A 22,585-nucleotide genomic window follows, 5' to 3' on the forward strand; every position below is an offset into this window, starting at 1 on the left:
CGCAGGCTCAGGTAATGGCCACCAGCACCGCGCCCGGCGCACCCGCCGCGGGGGCGGCCTGCTCGCGCCAGGCCAGGGGCGTGCGGCCGGTGTGCTTCTTGAAAAAGCTGTTGAAGTGGTTCGGATACTCGAAGCCCAGTCCGTAGGCAATTTCGGCCGTGCCCCAGCCGGTGTGCAGCAGCAGGGCCTTGGCTTCGGCCAGCACGCGCCGGGCCAGGTGGGCCGAAGTGGTTTGGCCGGTCAGCTCGCGCACGGCGCGGTTGAGGTGGTTGACGTGCACCGAGAGTTGCCGGGCAAAGTCGCCGGGCGTGCGCAGCTGTAAGCCGGGCGTCGGCGCGTCGATGGGAAACTGCCGCTCCAGCAGCTCCAGAAACAGCGACACGAGGCGGGCCGCGGCGTTGTGGGGCTGCTGGTACGTGGTGTGGGGCTGCATCTTTAGGGCCTCGTGCAGTAGCAGTTGCACGTAGGTGCGCAGCAAATCCTGCTTGTATAGGTAGCCGGATTCCATCTCCGCCAGCATCTTCCCAAACAGTTGGCTGAAGGTGCTGAACTGCTCGTCGTTCACGAAGTACACCGGGTCGCTGTTGCGCTTAAATAAGGGCGACTCCTGCAAGCCGGCCGAGCGGTCGGTGCTTAGAAAATCTTCGCTGAACAAGCAGAAATAACCACCTTGCTCGGCCGAAATCGGCTCCCAGGAATACGGCACGAGCGGGTTGGAAAACATCAGGGCCGGCCGGTCGAGCAAGACGGTGCGGGTAGCGTAGTCGAGGCGCCCGGTGCCCGTTACGAGCGCAATTTTGTAGAAGTCGCGCCGGCTGTAGCTCACCGGCTGCCGGCAGAACTGGCCCCGTTCGAACACATTGAAGCGGCTGCTGGCCGCCGTCAGCTGGGGCGGGGCGGGGGCGGGGTGCGGCGAGTGGGCCGCGGCAATAGGTGCGCTGATGGACATGGCGCAAAGGTACGCAATTCAAACAGCGGGGCAGAGTTGCGTATGCCTGAACGGAGAAGGTTTCAGGTGCTTCAATTCCAAGCCATGGCTCACCTTATCGTGGTACTGCCAGTCCATTGGCCCCGCCCCGCTGCCAACGTTACGTTCGTGGACTCCACGAAGCGCTGTTGGCAATAAGCCCAATGGTTCATTTGGGTTGGGTTGGGTTGGGTTGGGTTGGGTTGGGGGCTTACAAGCGTGAACAAGCTGCTTAGCCCGCCTTGCGGAAAGCCAGTGGGGTGCTGCCGGTGTGCTTCTTGAAAAAGTTGTTGAAATAGGATGCGTACTCAAAGCCCAGGCTCTGAGCTATTTCGGCTACGTCCCAGTTGGTGTGGTGCAGCAAGGCTTTGGCTTCGCCGATGATGCGGTCGGCAATGTGGCTGGTGGTGGGCTTGCCGGTTACCTCTTTCACGGCGCGGTTGAGGTGGTTGACGTGAATGGCCAGCCGGTCGGCAAAATCCTGGGCCGACTTCAGGGGCAGGGCCTGCTGGGGGCTCTCGACAGGAAACAAGCGTTCGAGCAGTTCCAGAAACAGCGAGGTGATGCGAGAGGACGCGTTTTTGTGCTGGAAAAACGTCTCGGTGGGCTGCATGCGCAAGGCTTCGTGGATGAGCAGCTGGAGGTAGGTGTGAATCAGGTCGTTTTTGAAGTGGTAATCAGCACCTTGCTCGGCGAGTATCTTCTCAAAAATGCCGGTGATGTAGACGGCCTGCTCGTTGCTGAGCTTGAAAACGGGCGTGCTGCCGATTTGAAACAAGGGCGAGTGCTGCAGGCTCTCAGACCGGTCGGGGGCTCTGATAAATTCCTCGGTAAACAGGCAGGCGTACCCTGTCTGCCTGGTCGATAGCAGCTCCGTTGAGTAGGGAATGTGCGGGTTGGCGAAGAACAGGCAGGTGCCGCTGAGCTCGATACTTTTGTCGGCGTAGTGCAGGATGCTGTGGCCGGTGAGCAGGGCCACTTTATAGAAGTCGCGCCGCGCGTAAGTGGGCACGGGATTAACGGCCGTGTCGACGGGGTAGGCTTTGAAGCCTTTCAGCTTGAGGTCAGCGGTGTTGACCTCAGCCGCAGTAGCTGCCACGGGGTTGCTCATGGGGTGAAAGGTAATCGAACAGCGTATCGCATCCACAACGTTGCGGGATGAAGAAAGAGGGCCCATGTCGGGCACGCCAAGAGCTTACCATTGCAACCTCGATGCTCCGGCCAGCAATTCCTGGCGTTTCAGAGGTGCCAAAGCAGCCGCCCGTCGCAGGGCCTTTGTTGGTCGCGCTATCGGTGCACCAACCCGACCGTTGCGGCCGGCAACCCGCTTTATGAATTGGGATTACTGATGCCCATGTTTTGCCGGGCGTATTGCTCGGGCGACTCAATAATCTGGGTGATGAACGTGGCCAAGCTTTTCTGCGAAATCACGGAGCCGCGTTCGGGCTCGCCTTTTTGGGTGATTTCGTAGTCCACCTCGTTGGCGGAAGTGAACCAGGCCGGGCGCAGGATGGTATAGGCCAGAGTGGAGTTTTCCAGCACGTCGGCGGCCCCGCGGTAAGGCTTTAGCACGGGCTTCAGTGGCTGCGCGTAAATGCCAATGGAACTGATGAAGATGACCTGCTGCACGCCGGTTTCGTTCATGGCCTTCACAATGTTTTGAGCCATGCGCTCCAGGTCGCCCGAGAGGTTGGCGTAAACAATATCCTGGCCCGCTACGGCAGCGCTGAGTTGGTCGTAGTTCAGCACGTCGCCTTCCACCACGCGGGCCGTAGCGGGCGCGTGGCGCAGGCGGCGGGCACTGCGCACAAACAAAGTGAGTTGGATTGCTGCTTTGCCCGCCAGCAGGCCCGTCACGTGTTGGGCAATGTTGCCGGTAGCACCAAGAATAAGTACGTTTTTCATGAGACTCGAAAGCCGGAACCGGTGTAAAAAAGAGCCATGGTGGGCCAGGCAGGCCCACCCTGCTCCGGCAGCAGCTTAGCGGTTTATCATCTTCTGCGCCGCCGCCGAGTAGCGGTCGCCCTGCACGGGTATCTGCGCGGCGGCCTGCTCCAGTTGGGCCACGTCGTCGGCCGACAGTTCCAGGTCGACTGCGGCCAGGTTCTCTTCGAGGCGGTGCCGCTTGGTAGTGCCGGGAATGGGCACAATCCAGGGCTTTTGCGCCAGCAGCCAGGCCAGGGCAATCTGGGCCGGGGTGGCGTTTTTGGTGCCGGCAATCCGGCTCAGCAGGTCCACCAGGGCCTGGTTGGCTTTGCGGTTTTCGGCATCGAAGCGCGGCACGGTGTTGCGGAAATCTGACTTGTCGAACTCAGTGTTCTCGTCAATCTTGCCGGTCAGAAAGCCCTTACCCAACGGACTGAAGGGCACAAAGCCAATGCCCAACTCTTCTAGCAGCGGCAGAATTTCCTGCTCCGGCTCGCGCCACCAGAGCGAGTACTCGCTTTGCAGGGCCGTTACCGGCTGCACAGCGTGGGCACGGCGGATAACGTCGACGCCGGCTTCGGAGAGGCCAAAGTGTTTCACTTTCCCTGCCTGAATCAGGTCCTTCACCGCGCCGGCCACGTCCTCGATGGGCACGGCCGGGTCGACGCGGTGCTGGTAGAACAAATCAATGCGGTCGGTGCGCAGGCGCTTGAGCGAGGCTTCGGCCACGGCCCGGATGTTTTCGGGGCGGCTGTTCAGCCCGCCCCCCGTACCGGCCACGGCGGTGTTGAAGCCGAACTTGGTGGCAATGGTCACCTGGTCGCGGAGGGGTTCCAGCGCTTCGCCTACCAATACCTCGTTGGTGAACGGGCCGTACACTTCGGCTGTGTCGAAGAACGTGACGCCGCGTTCCACGGCGGCACGAATCAGCTGCACCATTTCCCGGGTGTCGGCGGCGGGGCCCAGTCCGTGGCTCATGCCCATGCAGCCCAGTCCCAGGGCTGATACGTGGAGGCCACTCGTGCCTAATTGTCTGGTTTTCATAGCTTGTTTCTTTAAGTTTGGTAATTGACGGGGGGTATTTGGCATTATCCTTACGGTGCTCAGCCAGCCGTGGTGTGCAGGTTCACCAGCTTCCAGTGCTTGCCTTTCCGGGCATACACTTCCGTGTAGATTAAGGTCCAGGCCCCTGCAGCCCCGTGCATGGTCACGCGGAACCGGGCTTTGCCCACCAGCACGGCCGTGTCGCCATATGCCCGGGCCGAGGCCTCTTGCAGGTCGATAGCGTTGTAGATAAACCGTTTGGTGCGGAGCTCCTCAATCCACTCCTGCTTGGACGAGAAATGGCCATTGAGGTGGACAAAAACCAATGCGTCGTCGAACAGGTCTGCGAGGCGGTCAATCTGCCCTTCAGTTTTCCAGCGAAACTTCTCCTGCGACAGCCTGAGAATTTCGGTTTCCGTGGCGGTTTGGGTTAAGGCATTCATGCTATTAGCAGGCTAAAAACGCAAGAGAGCGGTGCGGGCTCCTAATTGAGGCGCGGGAGTATCCCATCAGTTCTTCGTTCGGCCAGGAGCCGTAGCCCAAGGCTGTGTCCAAAAAGGTGATGCCGCGCCCCGGGCAGCGCGGATAACTGCGGTGCCGTGCTGCCCGTCGGCAGACTCTCCCCGGCCAACGATCAGGCCTATGCAGCCCAAGCCGATGGTTAGTGATTTGGGCCGCTGGTGCCTGCTTCTCGGTCTTTCATTGAGGGGGAGATGTTGCATCATTCAGCGCGGTGCCGTTTACACTACAAAGGTCCCTCGGCCAGCAGCCTGGTAAAAGCAGGAATCAAACCGATAATTATAAAATCCAAACAATTGGCAGCGCTAGACCAATAGTTGCTGCCCAGCATTGTCGGCTGGTGTCGTCGAGAGGTTTGGACGGAGGGGAAACCGAAACGAGCGGACCATTTGGTCCGCTCGTTTCGGAAGTAAGGAAACTACTACCGCACCGCAAAGCGCCCTGGGGCGTTGTGGGGCCGTACAGTTCCGGTATGATTTCGAATGGGAAGCGTAAAGCCAGCAAGAAGGATAAAAGGCTTACTACTGCCTATCATGCGGGCGCTGGCATTAAGTACTTGCTCTACAGCTATGGGTAGAATTGCTACCCGGAAAGCACATCACCACGTAATGAGGCTTACGCACTGGGTGGTGTCTGTATTTCACCTACAACAGCACAACAAAAGCCCCAACAGTATTTTGCTTAATCCGAACTGCCACAGGGAATAATAAAAAAGGCCCTCACGCTGCCGTGAGGGCCTTTATCGTAGTCCGTAGGGGAATCGAACCCCTGTTGGTAGAATGAAAATCTACTGTCCTAACCCCTAGACGAACGGACCGTTGTTCGTTTTGATGATGCAAAGGTACGGCGCGCTTGTTGCTGCGCAAGTATCGGGGCAAAAAAAAGTGCCGAATTAAGCAAAGGGTGCTGTTTTTCAGGGAAAAAGATTTTGCCCGTCCTGCTATAGCAGCCCAAGCAGAGGTAAATCAGCGTCGGAATACGGGTGATTTCGGTCCCTGCAATAGCCCGTGGGCGAATCGAACCCGTCGTGCCGCCGGGCCATGCGGCCAACCCGCGCCGGGCTGTTATCTTCGCCCCGCGTTTCAAGGGCTGCCAGTGTGGGAGCCTGCCACCTATCTTTCTCTGTTTTACTAATGGCAAAAATTAAAGTCGCCATCAACGGCTTCGGCCGCATTGGCCGTCTCACCTTCAAGTCGCTGCTGAGCCGCGACAACGTGGAAATCGTTGCTATCAACGACCTGACCGACAACAAAACGTTGGCCCACCTGCTGAAGTATGACTCCGTACATGGCCGTTTCGATGGCACCGTGAGCTACGACGAGGAAAGCCTCACCGTGAACGGCGTGAAGATTGCCGCCCTCGCCGAGCGCGACCCCAAGCTGCTGCCCTGGGGCAAAATGGGCGTTGACGTGGTGCTCGAATCGACCGGCCGCTTCGTGGACGAGGCTGGCGCTGGCCAGCACCTCACCGCTGGTGCCAAGAAAGTCGTGATTTCGGCTCCTGCTACCGGCAACATCCCGACTGTGGTACTGGGCGTGAACGAGGACATCCTCACCGGCTCGGAAACCATTCTGAGCAACGCCAGCTGCACCACCAACTGCCTGGCCCCGATGGCCAAGGTGCTGGACGACGCCTTCGGCATCGAGAAAGGCTACATCACCACGGTGCACGCCTATACCTCCGACCAGAACCTGCAGGATGCTCCCCATAAGGACCTGCGCCGCGCCCGCGCCGCTGCCTACAGCATCATCCCCACCAGCACTGGTGCTGCCAAGGCCGTGGGCCTGGTGCTGCCTACGCTGAAGGGCAAGCTCGACGGCCTCGCCATGCGCGTGCCCGTGCCGGATGGCTCGATGACCGACCTGACCGTTATCCTGAAAAAGGAAGTGACTAAGGAGCAAATCAACGAAGCCATTAAGGCGGCCGCCGAAGGCCCCATGAAAGGCATCATTGAGTACACCACCGACCCGATTGTGAGCATCGACATCGTGGGCAACCCCCATAGCTGCATCTTCGATTCGGAGCTGACGTCGGCCAACGGGACGCTGGCCAAGGTAATTGGCTGGTACGACAACGAAACCGGCTACTCGACCCGCACCGCCGACCTCATTCAGAAGCTCGGCGAGCAGATGAACGGTTAATTGCCGCTCGCGTAAAAAGCGCCGTCCGCGTTGCCTTTTTGTGGCAGGCGGGCGGCGCTTTTATTTATAAGTAGTCGGAAGTAGAGAGTCAGCAGTCAGAAATGTTTGCACCATAGCTTCGTAAATCGAATTACTGCCTACTAAAAACCAACATTCCGCCAAGCCCGCGCCGGGTGTGCATTATGCCCAAAACCTGCTTTATTCTGAACCCAAAAGCCGGCCCCAGCCAGCGCCACGATATGCCGGCGCTGATTGCGCGCTACTTCGGCACGCGGGAGGCCGACTACGAAATCCGGCCCACCGAGTACGCCGGGCATGCCGTGGAGCTGGCCCGCACCGCCGCCGCCGAGGGCTTCGCGGTGGTGGCGGCCGTGGGCGGCGACGGCACCGTGAACGAAGTGGGCCGCGGCCTGCTGGGCACCGACACGGCCCTGGGCATCATTCCGCAGGGCTCGGGCAACGGCCTGGCCCGCCACCTGAAGGTGCCGCTGGGCCTGGCCGACGCGCTGCGCCGGCTGGCCGCGCCGGATTTCAGCCGCATGGATGTGGGCGTTATCAACGGCCACGAGTTTTTCTGCACGGCCGGGCTGGGGTTCGATGCGCACGTGAGCCAGCACTTCGCCATGGCCGGCTCGCGCGGCCTAAGCACCTACTTGCAGGTGACGCTGCGCGAGTACCGCCGCTACCGGCCGGTGGCGGTGCAGGCCAACCTCGATGGACAGGAAATCACGACTGATTGCTACGTGCTGGCTTTCGCCAATGCTTCGCAGTACGGCAACAACGCCTACATCGCGCCCCGCGCCGACCTGCGCGACGGCCTGCTCGACGTGTGCCTGATTGATGCGCTGCCCGCCATGCGGGCCTTGCGGGTGAGCCTGGCGATGGCCCTGGGCAACCTGCCGCAAAGCAAGGCCGCTGAATACTTCCGGGTGCCGCGCGGGCGGGTGGTGGCCGAAGCGCCCATCGGCTTTCACGTCGATGGCGACTATTTGGGGCATGCTACTGCATTCGAGGTGAGCCTGTTGCCGCTGGCGCTGGCCGTGGCGGTGTAGATTTTTAGTTGTCAGTTGCTCGTTGTTCGTTGTCAGCAACTCGATGAATCTGTAATAGCGCTAACAACGGACAACGAGCAACTGACAACTAAAACCATGAAACAGAACCGTACCGGTGTGGTGTACTCCACCAATCCCGATTTCACCTACCAGAACAACGAGCCCGCCGAAGCCACCACGCTGCCGCCCCAGCAGCAGCAGCTGCGCGTGCAGCTCGACAAAAAGCAGCGCGGCGGCAAGCAGGTGACGCTCGTGACCGGATTTGTGGGCACCGAGGCCGACCTGCAAACCCTGGGCAAGCTGCTGAAAACCAAATGTGGCGTGGGCGGCAGCGCCAAAGACGGCGAAGTAGTGGTGCAGGGCGACTTCCGCGACAAGGTGCTGGAAGTGCTGCTGAAAGAAGGCTACAAGGCCAAGAAAGCCGGCGGCTAACTCGCAATCATGCCGCTTATTCACCCTTTCTCAGTTCTATCGTGGCCGTATTTCCGCTTCTGATTTCCCTGCTCATCGCCCTGCCCGAAACGGCCCGCGACGTGACCTCCGTGCACGGCCGGGCCGAAAGCGCCGTGATTGAGGGCGTGCTCTGGCTGAAGCTGGGCGTGGAAACCGTGGGCGCGACAATTATCGCGCTGGGCATTCTCAGCGCTGGCTGGCTGCTGGTGAAGGCTTTGCTGCGGCGGCAAACGGCCGATTTTACGGCCATCCGGCTGGCGCTGGCGCGCTATCTGGCCCTGGCGCTGGAATTCCAGCTCGGGGCAGATATTCTGAGCACGGCCATTGCGCCAAGCTGGGAGCAGATTGGCAAGCTCGGCGCCATTGCCGTGATTCGCACGGCGCTCAACTATTTCCTGTCGCGGGAAATGAAGGAGGAGCGGGGCGAAACGCACAGCGCCGAGAAGCCGGTGGTGGAGCGGGCCGATTAGCCGTAGCGTGGACGCTGCGAGTCCGCGCGTTTTAGGAGCCGTTGAACGGTTGCGTGCATGCGCGGACTCGCAGCGTCCACGCTACACCCCCAGCCTTGCCCGCGCTTTCGCTACATCTTCGGGCGTATCAATTCCGAACGCATCCAGCTCCGTTTCGGCGCAGCGAATCTGGTAGCCGGCTTCGAGCCACCGCAGCTGCTCCAGACTCTCGGCAGCTTCGAGCGGCGACACGGGGAGCTGCGTGAGCTGACCCAGCACGGCGGGCTGGTAGGCGTAGAGGCCCAGGTGGCGCAGGTAGCGGTGGTGCGCCAGCCAGTCGGCTTCGGGGCGGTTGCGCTGGTAGGGCAGGGGGTGGCGGCTGAAATACAGGGCGTGGCCCCGGGCATCGAGCACGACTTTGGGCAGGTGCGGGCTGAATAATTCCTCGGCCGAAACCACGGGCTTCACCAGCGTGGCAATGGCGGGCGCGGTGGCCGGATTGGTGAATAAATCGGCCAAAGCGTTGATTTGGGCGGGGTGGATGAATGGCTCATCGCCCTGGATGTTGACGATGCAGTGCACGTCGGCCGGCGCGCCGAGCTGCTGGAAGGCTTCCCAGAGGCGGTCGGTGCCGCTGGGGTGCTCGGGGCGGGTGAGCACGGCTTCGCCGCCGAAGTCGTGCACGTGGCGCAGGATGCGCTCATCGTCGGTGGCTACTACCACGCGGGCCAGGTTGGCCTGGCGGGCCTGCATCACCACGCGCTGAATCATGCTCTGGCCGCCGAGGTCGACGAGCGGCTTGCCGGGCAGGCGGGTGGAGGCGTAGCGGGCAGGAATGAGGCCGAGAACCATAGGAGAGGAGTAGGAAGTAGGAAAGTGAAGCTGCCTGTCATTCCGACGCGGGAGGAATTTGGGAAAAGGTCACTGCCGAATTGACTCAGATTCCTCCTGCGTCGGAATGACCGCCGAGGCGAATAAAACTGCCTTGCGGCCGCAAAGAAAGCCCGCTGGATGGCCCTTCAATCATCGCCAGCCAATTTCCCGCCGGTTTTTGCGTTATTTTGCCTTGTCGGGCGGCGCGCCCGGCCCTCCCGGGCGGGGGGAACGTGACTTTTGCAAGGCTACAAATCATGACTGTAATTCTTTCGCTGCTGACGGTGCTGGCCCTGAACAGCCCCGGCCCCGGCAAACCCGCCGCCGCCCACGCCGCGCCGCCCGACTCCATTGGCCAGGAAATGCGCGGCGGCCAGCGCTTCGTGAAGCACCGCGTGGGCCCGGGCGAAACCCTCACTGCCCTCACGCGCCGCTACAAAGTCACGCTGGCTCAGCTCAACGCCGCCAACCCGCAGATTAAAAACGGCCTCGGCATCGGCCAGATTGTGTACGTGCCTCGCCCGGCGGCCCGCGCCGGTGCATCGGCCCCGGCTGCTGCAACCAGTAAAACGGCCACCGCGCCCGGCCCGGTACCGGCCCGCTACACGGTGCGCAAGGGCGAAACCCTGTTTGGCATTGCCAACCGCTACCAGCTGTCGCCCGAAGAACTCATTAAGCTGAACAAGCTGCCCGCCGCCGGCACCGTGCGTGTGGGGCAGCAGCTGTTGCTGGCCGCTACCGAAGAGGCGGCCGCCCCGGCCAAAGCTGCCGCGCGTCCGGCCGAAACCGAAGCCGTGCCCGCCGGCAAAACGCCCGGTGCACCCGCCCCCGACAAGCCCGCGCAGGTAGCCACCGTAACGCCCGAAAAACCGGCCGACCGCGAGGAGAAGAAGGAGGAGCGTGAGGAAAAAACCGAGCGCACGCCCACCCGCGCCGGCGAGCTGCTGGGCCGCGTGGTGGAGTCGGGCCTGGGCGCGTCCATCGAAAACAGCACCACCGAGAAGTATCTGGCCCTGCACAAAACGGCCCCCGTGGGCACCATCATGCAGGTGAAAAACGCCATGAACGGGCTGTACGTGTACGTGCGCGTCATCGGCAAGCTGCCCAATACCGGCGAGAACAACAACATTCTGGTGCGCCTTTCGCCCCGCGCCGTGCAGAAGCTCGGCACCGGCGACGCCCGCTTCCGGGTCGAGACGAACTACATTCCGGAGCAATAGGCAGGGCCGCTATTGGAGAAACAGAACGTCATGCTGAGCGCAGTCGAAGCATCTCTACCGCGAAGAGTAAGTAATTACTACTGCGGTAAAGATGCTTCGACTGCGCTCAGCATGACGTTCTGCTTTTAGCAGTTCAATCTACCCCAAACCCTATCACTTGCCATGAACATTCCCCAGCTCCGTCGGCAGCTCGATGCGCAGTACCTGCGCTACAACCGCCCGGAATTCATCAAAAACGACCCCATTCAAATACCGCACCGCTTCACGCAGCGGCAGGATATTGAGATTGCGGCGCTGTTTGCGGCGTTGCTGGCCTGGGGGCAGCGGCCCACCATCATCAACAAGTGCAATGACCTGCTGCGGCGCATGGACGATGCGCCCCATCAGTTCGTGACGCAGCACCAGGACGAAGATTTGAAGCGCCTGCTGGGCTTCTGCCACCGCACGTTCTGCGACACCGATTTGCTGTACTTCGTGCATTTCCTGCGCGACTGGTACGGGCAGCACGACTCGCTCGAAACCGCGTTTCTGGTGGGGCACTCGCAGCGCGAGCGGCTCATCAACTTCCACCAGCGCTTTTTCAGCCTGCCCGATGCGCCCGCCCGCACCCGCAAGCACGCGGCCACGCCGGCCCGCAAATCGGCCTGCAAGCGCGTGAACATGTACCTGCGCTGGCTGGTGCGCCGCGACGAGCACGGCGTCGATTTCGGCCTCTGGACCCGCCTTTCGCCCGCCGACCTCATCATGCCCATCGACGTGCACGTCGAGCGCCAGGCCCGCCCGCTGGGCCTGCTCACCCGCCAAATCGTCGACTGGCAAGCCGCCGAGGAGCTCACCGCCAACCTGCGCCTGCTCGACCCCACCGACCCGGTGAAGTACGACTTCGCGCTGTTTGGGGCGGGGGTGGATAAGTAGGGTAGAAGCTGGCGCGCGTCGGAAAAGGGAGAGTTATGGAAACGGGCGGCGGTGTGCATCATTTTTACTGAAGCCGTTTATGCCCATATCAACAATCCATGTACTTCTTCATTCTTGCTTCTGCGTTCTCGTCGGTTGATACTCCTTCTTTGGAGCAAACCGCATTCAATTATTTTGCGAGCGAGGTGGTAGCGAAGCGTTACCCGCAAGCCGAGCATTTTTATCTGACAGGACAGAGCGAAGCAGAAGCGAATATCAGTGGACCCTTCTGGAAATGCTTTCCAGGAACTGATTTTCCAGCGTTTTGGCGTAGCCAACATGCGAATGGAGTCGCCATCGTGCTAATTGCTTATCGGGAGTTTTCTTTATTTAAAAAATCGGCTGTTTCCAAAAAAGGTCGATTACAGGTTCGAATTTATCGCGCCGTTGTTGGTTCTGACGGAGCCTCCTACACATACATTAAAGTGTATAAAATCCATCATTTTGTTGACCACTACTTAATTAAAATAATGGGCGCAAATAATGAAATAGTGGACGTGTGTCAGGAAAATGAAATCATATAGGCTATCGATGGATAGGTTATTATGTCGCCCGCCGGCCCCGCCACCACTAGCAGCGCAGCTTCGGCGGTGCAGGGCGATAATAGAAGTTCTAAGTCCGCCGCTCGCGCACGTGAGATGCCATCAAAAAAAGCCGTCCAACCGCAATGACTGCAGTTGGACGGCTTTTTCTCAGGTTCCTCCAAACCTACTGCACCCGGTAGATGTCAATAGCCCGGCCCTGCTCGTAGGGCTGCACGATGACCAGGGCCGAGGCCGGGCCGGTGGCCGACGCGGTGTACTGGTAGAACATGCGGCTTTTGTGGGCCTTGTCGGTGGCGTAGTCTTCGGCTACCTGGCCGATTTTGCGGTACATCTCGGACGAGGACGCCAGCAGGCCGCCCACCAGCAGGTGGCGCTGGGCGTCGCCGGTGGTGTTGTCGGGGCTTTCGAGGTAGGTGGGGCCGCTGAAAAACACGGGGTCGCGGTAGTTCTTGTGGCCCTCGAACGAGAGCAGCTGCGGCGGGCTGGTTTTCAGCTGGGCATCGAAGCTTGAGGTCATCAGGTCGCCGTCGCGGGTGCTGAACCCGAAGCTCAGCTCCTGGGTGAAGGGCGAGGGCAGCAGCATGCCGGGAATGCGCACGAGCATCACACTGCGGGGGCGCAGCTGCTCTTCGTCGTAGCCGCGCACGCCGGCGTAGGGGGCAATGCTGGCTTTGAGCAAGGTCCCGTCGGCGGCGTAGCGCTGGGCGAAGGTGCCCAGGCCGGGCAGGCCGTTGCCGCCCAGCGAGGCCACGTGGTTGGTGTAGGAGCCGGCAAACACATAGTCGCCGGTGGCCTCGTCGAGCAGCACTTCGCAGTCGCCGCCGGTTTCGAGGTTGAGCGTGCGGTTGAGGCTGACGGTTTTGCCGGCCGCGTCGAGCGTGGGCGGGGCGCAGGCAATGCCGGTGTGCGGCAGGTACACGCCGCCCTGCAGGTAGTGGGCTTCGGGCAGGTTCTGGTGCAGCCGGGTGGTGAAGCCGCCGAGGGCGTGGCCGTCGGCCACGGCCACGCGCAGCACCTCGAACTCGACGGGCGTGCGGCGGGCATCGGCTTTGGCATCGGCCCCGCGCAGCGCCCGGTAGAAGTGGCAGGTGCCCGCCCGAAAGCCCGCGAACACCCAGTCGAGGTAAAAATCCTCGGCGTGTTGAGGTTTGGCGGCGGGCGGCAGGTTCAGGGCCAGCTGGGTGAGCTTGCCGGTGGCCAGGTCGCAGCGGTCGAGGTAGAGCTGCGAGGTTTTTTCGCGAATGCTGCTTTCGCGGGCCAGCACGTACACCACGCCCGGCTCGGCAAATACCGTGATGACGGCGCGGCCGGTTTTGGCCGACACTTCGGGCACGGTAAAGACCTTGCCCCGCGTGTCGCCGGTGGGCGACAGCGCCTGCACCACCAGCGCATTGCGCGGCACGCCCTGCTCGGGCGCGCCGTCGCTGATGGGCTCCACGGTGTACACCGTGTTTTCGGCGCTGGTCAGGAACAGCGGCATGGTGGTGATAAGGCTTTCCTCGGGCGGCATGTTGCTCGACAGCACCGACATGGCGCTGGTGCGCATCACCTGGGCTTTTTGCAGGGTGGTTTCCCAGGCGGGCGCGCCATCGGGCTGCAGGGCCACCACCCGCACGGTGCTCTTGCGCAGCGCCGGAATAAACAGCAGGGTGTTGTGGTTGGGCAGCGTAATGGTGGCGTGCAGCATCTCGCCCTTGGCCAGCTCAAGGGTGCGCACCGGAGCGGCCGGCGGCGCGGGAGGCGGGGGCGGCCCGGCAGCCAGCAGCCCGAACAGCAGCGGAAAGGTCAGGTTCATAAAAACAGATTGGGAATAGCCACGGCCGGCAACCAGCTGCCTCATTAGAATTTATACACCTGCAGCGTGCCGCCGGGTGAGTCCTTCTGCTCGATGATAAGGCCCGAATCGGGGCCCGTGGGGCTGAGGTAGAACTGGTAGTTGGGGGCGTCGGGCCCGGTGGAACGGCGCAGCTTTTCGATGGCCGTGTACACGGGGTGGTCGCCCTTGCCGGCGTGCTCGTAAATGCGGATGTCGTCGGTGAGGCCGTAGCCGGAGGTAATGTTGAAGGGCTGGGCGTACACCACGTAGGAGTACGACCGTTCGTCCTTGTCCTTGGCCGAGAGGTAGTCGTAGCGCTGGGGCTTCAGGTCACGGTCCATCAGCAGGTCGAAGTCTTCGCCCCGGCCGTAAATCACCAGCGGCGAGAAGCTGAACTGGCTCTGGCCGGTGAGCGGGTCGAGGTGGAAGCGGGTGCTGCGGGTGTAGCGGCCCCGGAAGCTGGCGTTTTTCTTGTTGGCGCGCATGGCTTCGCTGTAGGGGCCCTGCACCTGGGCCACCGTGCGGCCATCGGGGGTGTAGCGGCGCTCAAAAAAGCCCAGCAGCTCGTCCTGGGTCAGGTCGGGCAGGTCGCCGGCGCCGTACTCGCCGTAGATGAGCACTTCGCCGGTGGCATGGTCGAGGTAGAACGAGCCGGTGCCGCCCGACGAGGTGTTCCACTCGTCGTAGGTCACGTAGCTGTTGCGGCCCGCCGACACGGTGTAGTAGTTCGGAATGTGATTCAGCTCGCCGGGGTTGGGCATGCGGCCCGAAAACACCGGCAGCGTGCCCGTGTTCAGGCCCAGCGTGGTGCTGAAGCCGCCGGTTTGCTTGCCTTGGTCGTCCACGATGTACACCTGGTAGGTGATGGGCTGCTTGCCGGGCTTGTCTTTGGGGCCGCTCACCAGCGTGCGGCGGCAGAAGTACGTCTGGTTAGGGCGGTGGCCCAGGTAGGCCCACTCCTGGTACCAGTAGCGGAAGCGCGTCATGCCGCTGATGTGCTCGGGGGTGGCGGGCAGCTCCAGGGGGGTGCGGCGCACGGCCTTGGTTTTCAGGTCGTAGTGCATGGTGCAGAACACCAGCGTTTCTTCGCGCTTGTTGGTTTCGCGCACCACTTCGGCGTAGCCGTTGGCATCGGCGTAGCGGCCGAAGGCAATGGCTTCGGTCTTTTTCGATTCCGGGGCCGGGCGCGGGTCGAACAGCACCTGCGTGAGGTGGCCCTGCTCGTCGATGCGCTGCACGTTGGTCTGGCCTTCTTTCAGCAGGCGGGCCTGGTCCTTGGGCAGCCCCTTGATGGCGTCGCCGTCGAGGCGCTCGGCCAGTACCACGCTGTTGCCGTCGCTGAACACGTTCACCGGGAACAGCTGGGCGGCGGTGCGGTCTTTGCGGCGCTGCTTGTCTTCGCGGGCCTGGCTGCCGATGGCAATTTGCCGCGTATCCAGAAAATAGCTGCTTTCGGTGGCGTGCTGAATGCGCGACACGGTGGTTTTCCAGAGCGTGCGGCCGTCGGGGGCCAGGCACTGGGCCGTCACGTCGGGCGTGGCCGCATCGGTGAGCAGTAGCAGGGTGTTGTGGTTAGGCAGGTTCACGGTGCCGCCCAGCAGGCCGCGCGCGGGCAGGCTCACGGTTTGCACGGTTTGCAGGGTAACGGGCGCCTGCGCGGCGGCCCCACCGGCCGCCAGCAGCAGCGCCGCCAGCGAAGGGTAAAGGTGTTTCATGGAAAAGGAAATGGAGAAAATGGGTATCGTGGGGATGGAATGGTTTGGGGTAGGAGGGGGAGAGACTGGTTTTGAAAAGCCTGTCATCCTGAGCGCAGCGAAGCATCTCGCGTGCGCAGCGCAACTCAATCGGCAGGATTAGTGACTGCACGCGAGATGCTTCGCTGCGCTCTGCATGACGTTTTTCTATGCTGCGCTCTGTCTGCATGACGCTCTTTTCGGCAAGAGCCGGCGCGCCCTAAAAAGATTTGCCCACCAGCACGGTGAAGGCGCGCAGCCGCAGCGCCTCCACCGGCCCTTCGCTCGACAGGTAGGTGTAGTAGCGCGTGGCCCGCAGGTCGGCGCTCACGCGCAGAAACCAGTCGGTGTCGGAAGTGGCGTACACGCCCTCCAGCATGGCGCTGGGCGCGCTGAAGGGCAGGAAAAACCGGCAGAACCGGTAGCCCACGCCCACGCCCACGCCGAAATCCTTCTTCGAGTGCTTGCTGGCTTTGGCCCCGAACCGGTAGGTGGCGTACTGCGGAAAATCGAGAATAACCTGCTCGTTGAAGCCGTCGGTGCCTTCCTGCTTCGAGCCCATCAGGCCGGCCGCCGCGTTCAGCGACACGCCCAGCGACTGCTCGCCGCCGCTAAACTGCAGCAGCGGCGCATCAAAGCCCAGGTTGCCCACCAGCACCAGCGGCATGGCATCAATGTTTTTGATGACGTAGCCGGGGGCCGTGCCCGAGTAGCCGTAGGGGTTGGCCTGCTCGATGTAGTGGGCGTGCAGCGGCACCGCGCTGCCGCCCAGGCTGCCGTGAAACTTGCTGACCTGCGCCTGCGCCCCGGGGGCAGCCACGCCGCCGACGCTCAGCGCCAGCGCAATAAAAAGTGCCCTCATGGCTTACTGGTAGTGAAAACGGTAGATGAGGCCGCGGGCGCCCACGGCGTAGAACGTGCCGCTGTCGGCAAAGTCGGCGGCGTAAAACTTCTCGGTGAAGCTCGTGCCGTCGGGGGCGTGCACGTATACCCAGGGGGCGCTGTCGGGCGCGGCATCGGCGGCGCGCTGCCGGATGATGGTGCGCTCGCCCACGGCCACCACCGGCCCGCGCGGCCCGGCCGTGGCCAGCCCGTAGGCCGGGTAGCCAAAGCCGTCGTCGGGCCGCTGGCCGTAGGAGTAGGCGGGGGCGTAGGCCTGCAGGCCGCCGGCCAGCGCCAGCAGGTAGCTTTTCTCGTTGAAGCGCAGCACGTCGTACTGCCGGTCGACCCCCGAGCCGGCCGGCGAGCCGTCGAGCACGCTCCAGGTCTGGCCGCCGTTGGTGGTGGTCCATTTGGCGTACTCGTCGCCCACCACGGTGCCCGAATCGACGGAGCTAAACGAAACGGCCCGGAAGGTGTAGACCTTGTAGTAGTAGCGGTGCGTGGTGGTCCAGGTGGCGCCGCCGTTGGTGGTTTTGCTGATGGCGCCCTGCGTGCCCACGGCGTAGCCCACCTGCGGCGTCACAAACTGCACGTCGAGGATGCTGCCGCCCGCCGAGCCGTAGCCGTTGTAGGTGGGCACGTAGGCCCAGCTCTGGCCGCCATTGGTGGTGCGGTAGAGGCCGGCGTCGGTGCCGGCCCAGCCAGCGGTGGGCGAGGTGAACAGCAATTTGTGCACGGTGCGCGTGCCGAGCGAGGCCATCCGCGTCCAGGTCTGGCCCGCGTCGGTGGTGGCGAAGAAGGCGCCCTGGTCGCCGCCCACGTAGCCCTGCGCCGCCGACACGAAATCGACGGTGCGCAGCGCCATGGTATCGGCCGCCGCAGGCAGCTTCAGCGCATCGAAGCGCATGGTCGAGTAGGAGTCGAAAATGTATTTATCCTGCTGGCAGCCGGCCGTTGCCAGCAAGCCCAGACTCAACAACCCGTATAGTTTTTTCATGTATGCGCAATGGTAGACCTGCCAAAGCTACGGGCGGCGTGCCAGATAATGCAATAGCTACGCGCCGGTATTTTGCAGGACTTCTATTTTCGCATAGTGGGTAGTGGAATCGGCTGGCGGCGGGCGGTTTTAGGGGGGCGTTACTTGCCGGTGCGTGATTTTCTGACAGCACAATTGCAGCGAGGGCAGATGGTCGATGGCAAGCCGTATGCTGAGCAGGCCGGTGGGGCTTGCTGAAGCCTCCTTGGGCAGCAGATGGAATTCGTTCAGCCGGTATCCCAGGCTCGGCCGGTTCGTAGCGGCCAGTTCAGCATCAATTGCCCGTTGCACCCGCGCTACGTTCATCTTATGGCGAATGCCGGAAAGCACGACCAACTGCTGGCAATGGGCAACGCCGGCATCGGCATCGAGCAGAAGCGTTAGCAGCAGGCGGCCCCGGGAGTCATCAAACGCGAAATACTCCACGCGGGCATCGTGCAGGGTGGCAAGAAAAGTCGTCGTAACGCGCAGAAAGGACATTGCGCTAAATTACGTACACAGTTTTGCGCCATTAGCCCGCCCCCTGCGGCCCCGCCACCACCAGCAGCAGCGCATCTTCGGCCCCTCGCGTGAGGCGGTGGTAGAAGAACCGGCCCCGCCGCTCGCGCCCGGTGAATTACGACTTCGCGCTGTTTGGAGCGGGGTGGATAATAATTAACTGTTTAAAAATTAAGTATTAATTCTGACGCTTGGCTGGTAATGCACGAGCGAGTTGCTCGATAAAGACAGGGTTAACGCCTTCGTAAAAGCCGAAATACATGCACCAGCAGTTTAATTTATTGCGGGTTAATAAGACAGTAGCTGTCATCTGTATTCTGGGAGGAATAATTGGAGGTGTTACGCTCGCCGTGACCGGGTTGCTGTGGCTGCTGCCTATGCACGGGTTTTGGTGGAGCATATCTTGGCTGCTTGCAACAATAGGCGGTGGAATATTTTGCGCGACTGTGCTACAGAAGAAATGGGCTAGTCAGGCGATTTTGCTCCTAGTTTCTCCTAATGAATTGATAATCGAAGTGCAAAAGACTGGCGCAAGGGAGGTAGTGCCATTTTCGGCAATTGCATCTTACCGCGTCAATGTGTACCGCGGTTCGCAAGAATTATACTTAATGCAATCAGATGGCCGGACGCTACGGCTTGACGCTTATACCTGGGTGAACCATGAACCCGCGGATGATGGCATTGTGCAAGCAGTAAAAAATGCGCTGCAACACTACCGAAAGGCACAGGGCCTGCCTGAACTGCCGCGGATAAGAACGTTTTTCGAAAAGCCCATTGCGAAACTCGTTCCAGTGCTGGCAACCTGCGGCGTGGTTTACGGCGTTGGGGTAGTGCTTTGCCGGGAGGTACCCAATTATGCCAATCTATTGAATTTGGTAGGCAGCTATATTTCCTTTTTAGGAATATGGTATACCGTTGCCAGGCCTTCGCAAAAATCATGAAGTAGATAAGGGCTGCCAAACAAATTGGTGGAAAGAAAATCGCAATGGAAAAGCAATTCCATCTGACTCTGACCAACCGCTGGAAAGCCACCGGCCTGGCGCTGGCTTTTGTTGCCGCTACCGTGTTGTTGCTGGTCGGCTCCGCAACCTTGCTCGCGCATTGGTTCTGGCTGGGCGTGCCGATGGGGCTGGCCGTAATGGCCGGGCTGGTTTTTCTGCCCGAAATCATCATGCGAAAGCTTGCCACTGATTTTGCCGTGGTCACCATCGATGAAGCAGGCCTCACGGTGCAGTACGGGGAAAGAGAAACCTCACGGCGAATCAATTTTGCCGATATCGCCACTTACTACACCGACCTGGGCGATGACTTCAACGTGCGCCTGCACCACGGCCCGAAGTTGGTGCTGCATCTGAACCACAAAATTCATCCGCAGGGCTGGATGCCCCTACTGGCCATGCAGCGCCATTTCGAAATGGCCGTCGCCGAATACCAGCGGCAGCGCCCCGAAAACCTGCCGATTCGGAAGCTGGGGTTTTTCAACCGGCCGCTGGCTACGGTTTGGCTGGTAGTGTTTGCGGTCTTGGTAGGCTGGCTGGGGTGGCGGGCGTGGCAGCCGTTTGCCAGCGAAGGCGCGTGGGGCGGCTTCCTGCTGACCGGTCTGCTGTTCACGATTTATACCTTGATGTGGCAGCACGAGCGGCGAAAACTGTCATCGTAGCACTTCGGTGAATGCGGTATTGGCAAACGGGCGAATCTTCCCGCCCGCTTAGCTGTTTACCTTCGTACCCAATTACCGAAAGACGACCTACTTGCTGTTACCCCAACACTTCGAACAAAAAATCGGCTTCACCACCCTGCGCGAGCAGCTCGAAGCCAACTGCCTCTCGGCGCTCGGCCGGCACTACGTGGCCCGCATGGAGTTCCAGACCAAGCACGAGCCGCTGCTGAAGCTGCTGCAGCAGGCCGACGAATTTGCCTATCTGCTGCGCTCGGGAGCCGATTTTCCGGCCTCGCACTACCACGATGCCCAGGTGCACCTCAAGCGCGCCGCCCTGCCCGGGGCCTACCTCGACGTAGCCGCCTTCTTCGAGGTGAAGATGAGCTTGCGCACCATTCGGCAGGCGTTGAGCTTCTTTTCGGACGCCGAACCCGGCCTGTATCCTACGCTGCGGCTGCTGGGTATCGGCATCCAGGTCGACCGCAATTTGCTGGCCGCGATGGACAAGGTGGTGGACGACGACGGGGCCGTGCGCGACGACGCGAGCCCGCTGCTGCGCCAGATTCGGCAGGAGCTCATTGCCCGCCAGGGCCAGCTGCGCCGGCAGATTGCCGGCATCCTGCGCCACGCCAAAAACGAAGGTTGGATTCCCAGCGACTCGGAACCCACCATCCGGGGCGGGCGGCTGGTGCTGCCCGTCATTGCCGAGCACAAGCGGAAGGTGAAGGGCCTGATTCACGACGAGTCGGCCTCGGGCCAGACGGTGTACATCGAGCCAGCCGAGGTGTTCGAGCTCAACAACGACATCAAGGACCTCGACAACGCCTACCACCGCGAGCTCATTCGCATCCTCACGGCCCTCACGGACCAGCTGCGCCCCCACATTCCGGACCTGCGCAAGGCCTATTCCTACCTCGGGCTGATTGACTTCATCCGCGCCAAGGCCCGCCTGGCCGTCACGCTCGACTGCCGCCTGCCGCTGCTGCACAACAAGCCCCTGCTGAAGTGGGAGAAAGTGCGCCACCCGCTGCTGCAGCTGGCCTTCGCCCAGCATAAGCGCGACAACGGCGACCCGCGCGAAGTCGTCCCGCTCGATTTAGAATTGAACCACGAGCAGCGCATCCTCGTCATTTCCGGCCCCAACGCCGGCGGCAAATCCGTGAGCTTGAAAACCGTGGGCCTCGTGCAGTTCATGCTGCAAATGGGCCTGCTCATTCCCTGCGCCGACAACTCCGAAGCCGGCGTGTTCGAGGACATTTTCCTGGACATTGGCGACGAGCAGAGCCTCGAAAACGACCTCTCGACCTACTCCTCGCACCTGCTGGCAATGAAGCAGTTCATGCTGCTGGCCGGCAAGAAAAGCCTGGTGCTGATTGACGAATTCGGCACCGGCACCGAGCCCAGCCTCGGCGGCGCCATCGCCGAGGCCGTGCTTGACCAGCTGAATAAGGCCCGCGTGTACGGCGTCATCACCACGCACTACACCAACCTCAAGAACTTTGCCGAGCGCACCCCGCACCTCGTGAACGGGGCCATGCGCTACGACCCCGAGAAGCTGCAGCCGCTCTACCGCCTCGAAGTGGGCAAGCCGGGTTCGTCGTTCGCCATCGAAATTGCCCGCAAAATCGGCCTGCCAAAGGAGGTCGTGGAGCGCGCCACCCAGCTCGTGGGCAAGGATAAAATCCGCTACGACCGCCTACTCGAAGGCCTCGAAAAGGAGAAAACCGAGCTCGAAACCCGCACCGCCGAGGCCGCCAAGGCCGAAAAGCGCCTCAAGCGCGCCGCCCAGGAGTACCAGGACCTCAAGCAGCACCTCGAAGACACCAAGCTCGAAACCCTGCGCACCGCCAAGCAGCAGGCCAAGGCCCTGTTGGTAAACACCAACCAGCAAATCGAAGCTACCATCGGCGAAATCCGCCGGGGCAACGCTGAGAAGGAAACCAACAAAGCCGCCCGCGAGAAGCTCGACAACTTCGTGAAAAAGGAGCTGCAGATTGAGCCGCCCAAGCCCAAGCCCACCCGGGAGCGGGCCGTGGCCGGTGCCGTGCAGCCCGGCGACAAAGTGGCCCTCTTCGGCCAGGACGGCCACGGCGAAGTGCTCAGCGTGAAAGGCCAGACGGCCGAAGTCATGTTCGGCGGCATGAAGACGCTGACCAAGCTCAGCCAGCTCGAAAAGCTAGGCCGGGCCGAAATCCGAGAGCGGGAGCAGGCTGCTAAATCCAAAGCCGGCCGCCTCGGCGGGAGCGGCACCAACGGCGGCAACAGCGTCAACATCACCGACCGCATGGCCGGCTTCAGCCCCACGCTCGACCTGCGCGGTGAGCGCGCCGAAGACGCCCTCACCAAAACCATGAGCTTCGTGGACGACGCCGTGATGCTGGGCATGCCCGAAATCAAGTTCCTGCACGGGCGCGGCAATGGCGTGCTGCGCCAAGTGGTGCGCGACTACCTACGCTCGCAGCGCGCCGTGGCCAGCGTGGCCGACGAGCACGCCGATAGGGGCGGGGACGGCGTCACCATTGCCGTGCTGAAGTAGGTGGCTGGCCGCAACGGAAAAGCAGGACGGGTGCTGGCCGGGCTATTGGGTTTGTTTGTGGCTCTGGCCATGTTCTCCAATAGCCTGAAGGCATTGGCTCAGGCCTTGCGCCTGCGGGCCGCGCTGTCGGCCAATCCGGGCCTGCATCTGGAGGTAAAGGAGGCCTTTCTCACGTTTGCGCTGGAATTGACGTTGGGGTTGGCGGCCGGCTGGTGGGGCATTTCGAAGTTTCGGCGGCGAAAGCTTGAGGCTGGCGAAGCGCAGTAGCAACCGCTGCACTC

The 22,585-nt window shown here is 61.8% G+C and carries 22 protein-coding genes and 1 tRNA gene; 11 read left to right on the forward strand and 12 right to left on the reverse strand.

All coding sequences use genetic code 11. The features are described from left to right. Window positions 1–7: 7 nt before the first annotated feature. The 6 genes from MON38_RS17100 to MON38_RS17125 form a co-directional block, all read right to left on the reverse strand. Complete coding sequence (locus MON38_RS17100; RefSeq protein ID WP_241937364.1) at window positions 8–949, reverse strand: helix-turn-helix domain-containing protein; 942 nt, start codon at window positions 947–949, stop codon at window positions 8–10. A gap of 250 nt (window positions 950–1,199) precedes the next feature. Then, complete coding sequence (locus MON38_RS17105) at window positions 1,200–2,078, reverse strand: helix-turn-helix domain-containing protein (RefSeq protein ID WP_241937365.1); 879 nt, start codon at window positions 2,076–2,078, stop codon at window positions 1,200–1,202. 218 nt (window positions 2,079–2,296) lie between these two features. Then, the gene (locus MON38_RS17110; RefSeq protein WP_241937366.1) at window positions 2,297–2,872 is read right to left on the reverse strand and encodes an NAD(P)H-binding protein; all 576 of its coding nucleotides are present in this window, start codon (window positions 2,870–2,872) and stop codon (window positions 2,297–2,299) included. 75 nt (window positions 2,873–2,947) lie between these two features. Continuing rightward, a complete protein-coding gene (locus tag MON38_RS17115) occupies window positions 2,948–3,937 on the reverse strand; it encodes an aldo/keto reductase (protein WP_241937367.1) in 990 nt (329 codons plus the stop codon). Between the two features lie 59 nt (window positions 3,938–3,996). After that, window positions 3,997–4,380, reverse strand: a complete 384-nt coding sequence (locus MON38_RS17120; protein ID WP_241937368.1) for a nuclear transport factor 2 family protein — start codon at window positions 4,378–4,380, stop codon at window positions 3,997–3,999. Window positions 4,381–5,201: 821 nt separating this feature from the next. Then, window positions 5,202–5,273, reverse strand: a tRNA-Glu gene (locus MON38_RS17125). Window positions 5,274–5,589: 316 nt separating this feature from the next. On the opposite strand from MON38_RS17125, the gene gap reads away from it, so the two are divergent. The 4 genes from gap to MON38_RS17145 all read left to right on the forward strand — a co-directional run bounded on the left by gap (window position 5,590) and on the right by MON38_RS17145 (window position 8,572). After that, entirely contained in the window at window positions 5,590–6,597 is a 1,008-nt protein-coding gene (gene gap / locus MON38_RS17130; RefSeq protein ID WP_241937369.1) for a type I glyceraldehyde-3-phosphate dehydrogenase, read from the forward strand. Window positions 6,598–6,779: 182 nt separating this feature from the next. Then, a complete protein-coding gene (locus MON38_RS17135) occupies window positions 6,780–7,649 on the forward strand; it encodes a diacylglycerol/lipid kinase family protein (RefSeq protein WP_241937370.1) in 870 nt (289 codons plus the stop codon). Window positions 7,650–7,745: 96 nt separating this feature from the next. Next, window positions 7,746–8,081, forward strand: a complete 336-nt coding sequence (locus MON38_RS17140; RefSeq protein WP_241937371.1) for a translation initiation factor — start codon at window positions 7,746–7,748, stop codon at window positions 8,079–8,081. Between the two features lie 41 nt (window positions 8,082–8,122). Beyond that, window positions 8,123–8,572, forward strand: coding sequence for a DUF1622 domain-containing protein (locus tag MON38_RS17145; RefSeq protein WP_241937372.1), 450 nt, complete (start codon window positions 8,123–8,125; stop codon window positions 8,570–8,572). A gap of 81 nt (window positions 8,573–8,653) precedes the next feature. Here the strand turns inward: MON38_RS17145 and kdsB are convergent, their stop codons facing one another. Beyond that, window positions 8,654–9,403 (reverse strand): 3-deoxy-manno-octulosonate cytidylyltransferase, encoded by a 750-nt coding sequence (gene kdsB, locus MON38_RS17150; RefSeq protein WP_241937373.1) that lies wholly within the window; start codon window positions 9,401–9,403, stop codon window positions 8,654–8,656. 278 nt (window positions 9,404–9,681) lie between these two features. Here kdsB and MON38_RS17155 point away from each other — a divergent pair, with 278 nt between their 5' ends. From MON38_RS17155 to MON38_RS17165, 3 genes are all read left to right on the forward strand, one after another. Next, window positions 9,682–10,644, forward strand: a complete 963-nt coding sequence (locus tag MON38_RS17155) for a LysM peptidoglycan-binding domain-containing protein (RefSeq protein ID WP_241937374.1) — start codon at window positions 9,682–9,684, stop codon at window positions 10,642–10,644. A 162-nt stretch (window positions 10,645–10,806) separates the two neighbouring features. Then, complete coding sequence (locus MON38_RS17160; RefSeq protein WP_241937375.1) at window positions 10,807–11,559, forward strand: TIGR02757 family protein; 753 nt, start codon at window positions 10,807–10,809, stop codon at window positions 11,557–11,559. Window positions 11,560–11,657: 98 nt separating this feature from the next. Next, complete coding sequence (locus MON38_RS17165; protein WP_241937376.1) at window positions 11,658–12,122, forward strand: hypothetical protein; 465 nt, start codon at window positions 11,658–11,660, stop codon at window positions 12,120–12,122. 184 nt (window positions 12,123–12,306) lie between these two features. Here the strand turns inward: MON38_RS17165 and MON38_RS17170 are convergent, their stop codons facing one another. The 5 genes from MON38_RS17170 to MON38_RS17190 form a co-directional block, all read right to left on the reverse strand. After that, window positions 12,307–13,938: a hypothetical protein gene (locus MON38_RS17170; protein WP_241937377.1), complete on the reverse strand. Its 1,632-nt coding sequence runs from the start codon at window positions 13,936–13,938 to the stop codon at window positions 12,307–12,309. Between the two features lie 44 nt (window positions 13,939–13,982). After that, window positions 13,983–15,674, reverse strand: coding sequence for a hypothetical protein (locus MON38_RS17175; protein WP_241937378.1), 1,692 nt, complete (start codon window positions 15,672–15,674; stop codon window positions 13,983–13,985). Between the two features lie 238 nt (window positions 15,675–15,912). Further along, window positions 15,913–16,554: a hypothetical protein gene (locus tag MON38_RS17180; RefSeq protein ID WP_241937379.1), complete on the reverse strand. Its 642-nt coding sequence runs from the start codon at window positions 16,552–16,554 to the stop codon at window positions 15,913–15,915. A gap of 3 nt (window positions 16,555–16,557) precedes the next feature. After that, window positions 16,558–17,571 carry a WD40/YVTN/BNR-like repeat-containing protein gene (locus MON38_RS17185; protein WP_241937380.1) on the reverse strand — a complete coding sequence of 338 codons (1,014 nt, stop codon included), beginning with the start codon at window positions 17,569–17,571 and terminating at the stop codon, window positions 16,558–16,560. A gap of 129 nt (window positions 17,572–17,700) precedes the next feature. Then, entirely contained in the window at window positions 17,701–18,090 is a 390-nt protein-coding gene (locus tag MON38_RS17190; protein ID WP_241937381.1) for a hypothetical protein, read from the reverse strand. A gap of 278 nt (window positions 18,091–18,368) precedes the next feature. Between MON38_RS17190 and MON38_RS17195 the strand changes: the two genes are divergently transcribed. The 4 genes from MON38_RS17195 (at window position 18,369) to MON38_RS17210 (ending at window position 22,571) form a co-directional block, all read left to right on the forward strand. Further along, the gene (locus tag MON38_RS17195; protein ID WP_241937382.1) at window positions 18,369–19,049 is read left to right on the forward strand and encodes a hypothetical protein; all 681 of its coding nucleotides are present in this window, start codon (window positions 18,369–18,371) and stop codon (window positions 19,047–19,049) included. A gap of 44 nt (window positions 19,050–19,093) precedes the next feature. Then, window positions 19,094–19,768 (forward strand): hypothetical protein, encoded by a 675-nt coding sequence (locus MON38_RS17200; RefSeq protein WP_241937383.1) that lies wholly within the window; start codon window positions 19,094–19,096, stop codon window positions 19,766–19,768. Window positions 19,769–19,859: 91 nt separating this feature from the next. Continuing rightward, window positions 19,860–22,304 carry an endonuclease MutS2 gene (locus MON38_RS17205; protein WP_241937384.1) on the forward strand — a complete coding sequence of 815 codons (2,445 nt, stop codon included), beginning with the start codon at window positions 19,860–19,862 and terminating at the stop codon, window positions 22,302–22,304. Further along, window positions 22,305–22,571 (forward strand): hypothetical protein, encoded by a 267-nt coding sequence (locus MON38_RS17210; protein ID WP_241937385.1) that lies wholly within the window; start codon window positions 22,305–22,307, stop codon window positions 22,569–22,571. Window positions 22,572–22,585: the final 14 nt, after the last annotated feature.

The sequence above is a fragment of the Hymenobacter cyanobacteriorum genome, from assembly GCF_022631375.1.
Taxonomy (GTDB): domain Bacteria; phylum Bacteroidota; class Bacteroidia; order Cytophagales; family Hymenobacteraceae; genus Hymenobacter; species Hymenobacter cyanobacteriorum.

Bases quoted from the DNA above. Each gene is read 5' to 3' on its own strand.
- MON38_RS17190 (WP_241937381.1), bottom strand. From the start codon at position 18,090: ATGTCCTTTCTGCGCGTTACGACGACTTTTCTTGCCACCCTGCACGAT.
- MON38_RS17170 (WP_241937377.1), bottom strand. From the start codon at position 13,938: ATGAACCTGACCTTTCCGCTGCTGTTCGGGCTGCTGGCTGCCGGGCCG.
- MON38_RS17140 (WP_241937371.1), top strand. From the start codon at position 7,746: ATGAAACAGAACCGTACCGGTGTGGTGTACTCCACCAATCCCGATTTC.
- MON38_RS17165 (WP_241937376.1), top strand. From the start codon at position 11,658: ATGTACTTCTTCATTCTTGCTTCTGCGTTCTCGTCGGTTGATACTCCT.
- MON38_RS17105 (WP_241937365.1), bottom strand. From the start codon at position 2,078: ATGAGCAACCCCGTGGCAGCTACTGCGGCTGAGGTCAACACCGCTGAC.
- MON38_RS17185 (WP_241937380.1), bottom strand. From the start codon at position 17,571: ATGAAAAAACTATACGGGTTGTTGAGTCTGGGCTTGCTGGCAACGGCC.
- MON38_RS17110 (WP_241937366.1), bottom strand. From the start codon at position 2,872: ATGAAAAACGTACTTATTCTTGGTGCTACCGGCAACATTGCCCAACAC.
- MON38_RS17200 (WP_241937383.1), top strand. From the start codon at position 19,094: ATGGAAAAGCAATTCCATCTGACTCTGACCAACCGCTGGAAAGCCACC.
- MON38_RS17115 (WP_241937367.1), bottom strand. From the start codon at position 3,937: ATGAAAACCAGACAATTAGGCACGAGTGGCCTCCACGTATCAGCCCTG.
- MON38_RS17195 (WP_241937382.1), top strand. From the start codon at position 18,369: ATGCACCAGCAGTTTAATTTATTGCGGGTTAATAAGACAGTAGCTGTC.
- MON38_RS17135 (WP_241937370.1), top strand. From the start codon at position 6,780: ATGCCCAAAACCTGCTTTATTCTGAACCCAAAAGCCGGCCCCAGCCAG.
- MON38_RS17175 (WP_241937378.1), bottom strand. From the start codon at position 15,674: ATGAAACACCTTTACCCTTCGCTGGCGGCGCTGCTGCTGGCGGCCGGT.
- kdsB (WP_241937373.1), bottom strand. From the start codon at position 9,403: ATGGTTCTCGGCCTCATTCCTGCCCGCTACGCCTCCACCCGCCTGCCC.
- MON38_RS17160 (WP_241937375.1), top strand. From the start codon at position 10,807: ATGAACATTCCCCAGCTCCGTCGGCAGCTCGATGCGCAGTACCTGCGC.
- MON38_RS17120 (WP_241937368.1), bottom strand. From the start codon at position 4,380: ATGAATGCCTTAACCCAAACCGCCACGGAAACCGAAATTCTCAGGCTG.
- gap (WP_241937369.1), top strand. From the start codon at position 5,590: ATGGCAAAAATTAAAGTCGCCATCAACGGCTTCGGCCGCATTGGCCGT.
- MON38_RS17100 (WP_241937364.1), bottom strand. From the start codon at position 949: ATGTCCATCAGCGCACCTATTGCCGCGGCCCACTCGCCGCACCCCGCC.
- MON38_RS17180 (WP_241937379.1), bottom strand. From the start codon at position 16,554: ATGAGGGCACTTTTTATTGCGCTGGCGCTGAGCGTCGGCGGCGTGGCT.
- MON38_RS17155 (WP_241937374.1), top strand. From the start codon at position 9,682: ATGACTGTAATTCTTTCGCTGCTGACGGTGCTGGCCCTGAACAGCCCC.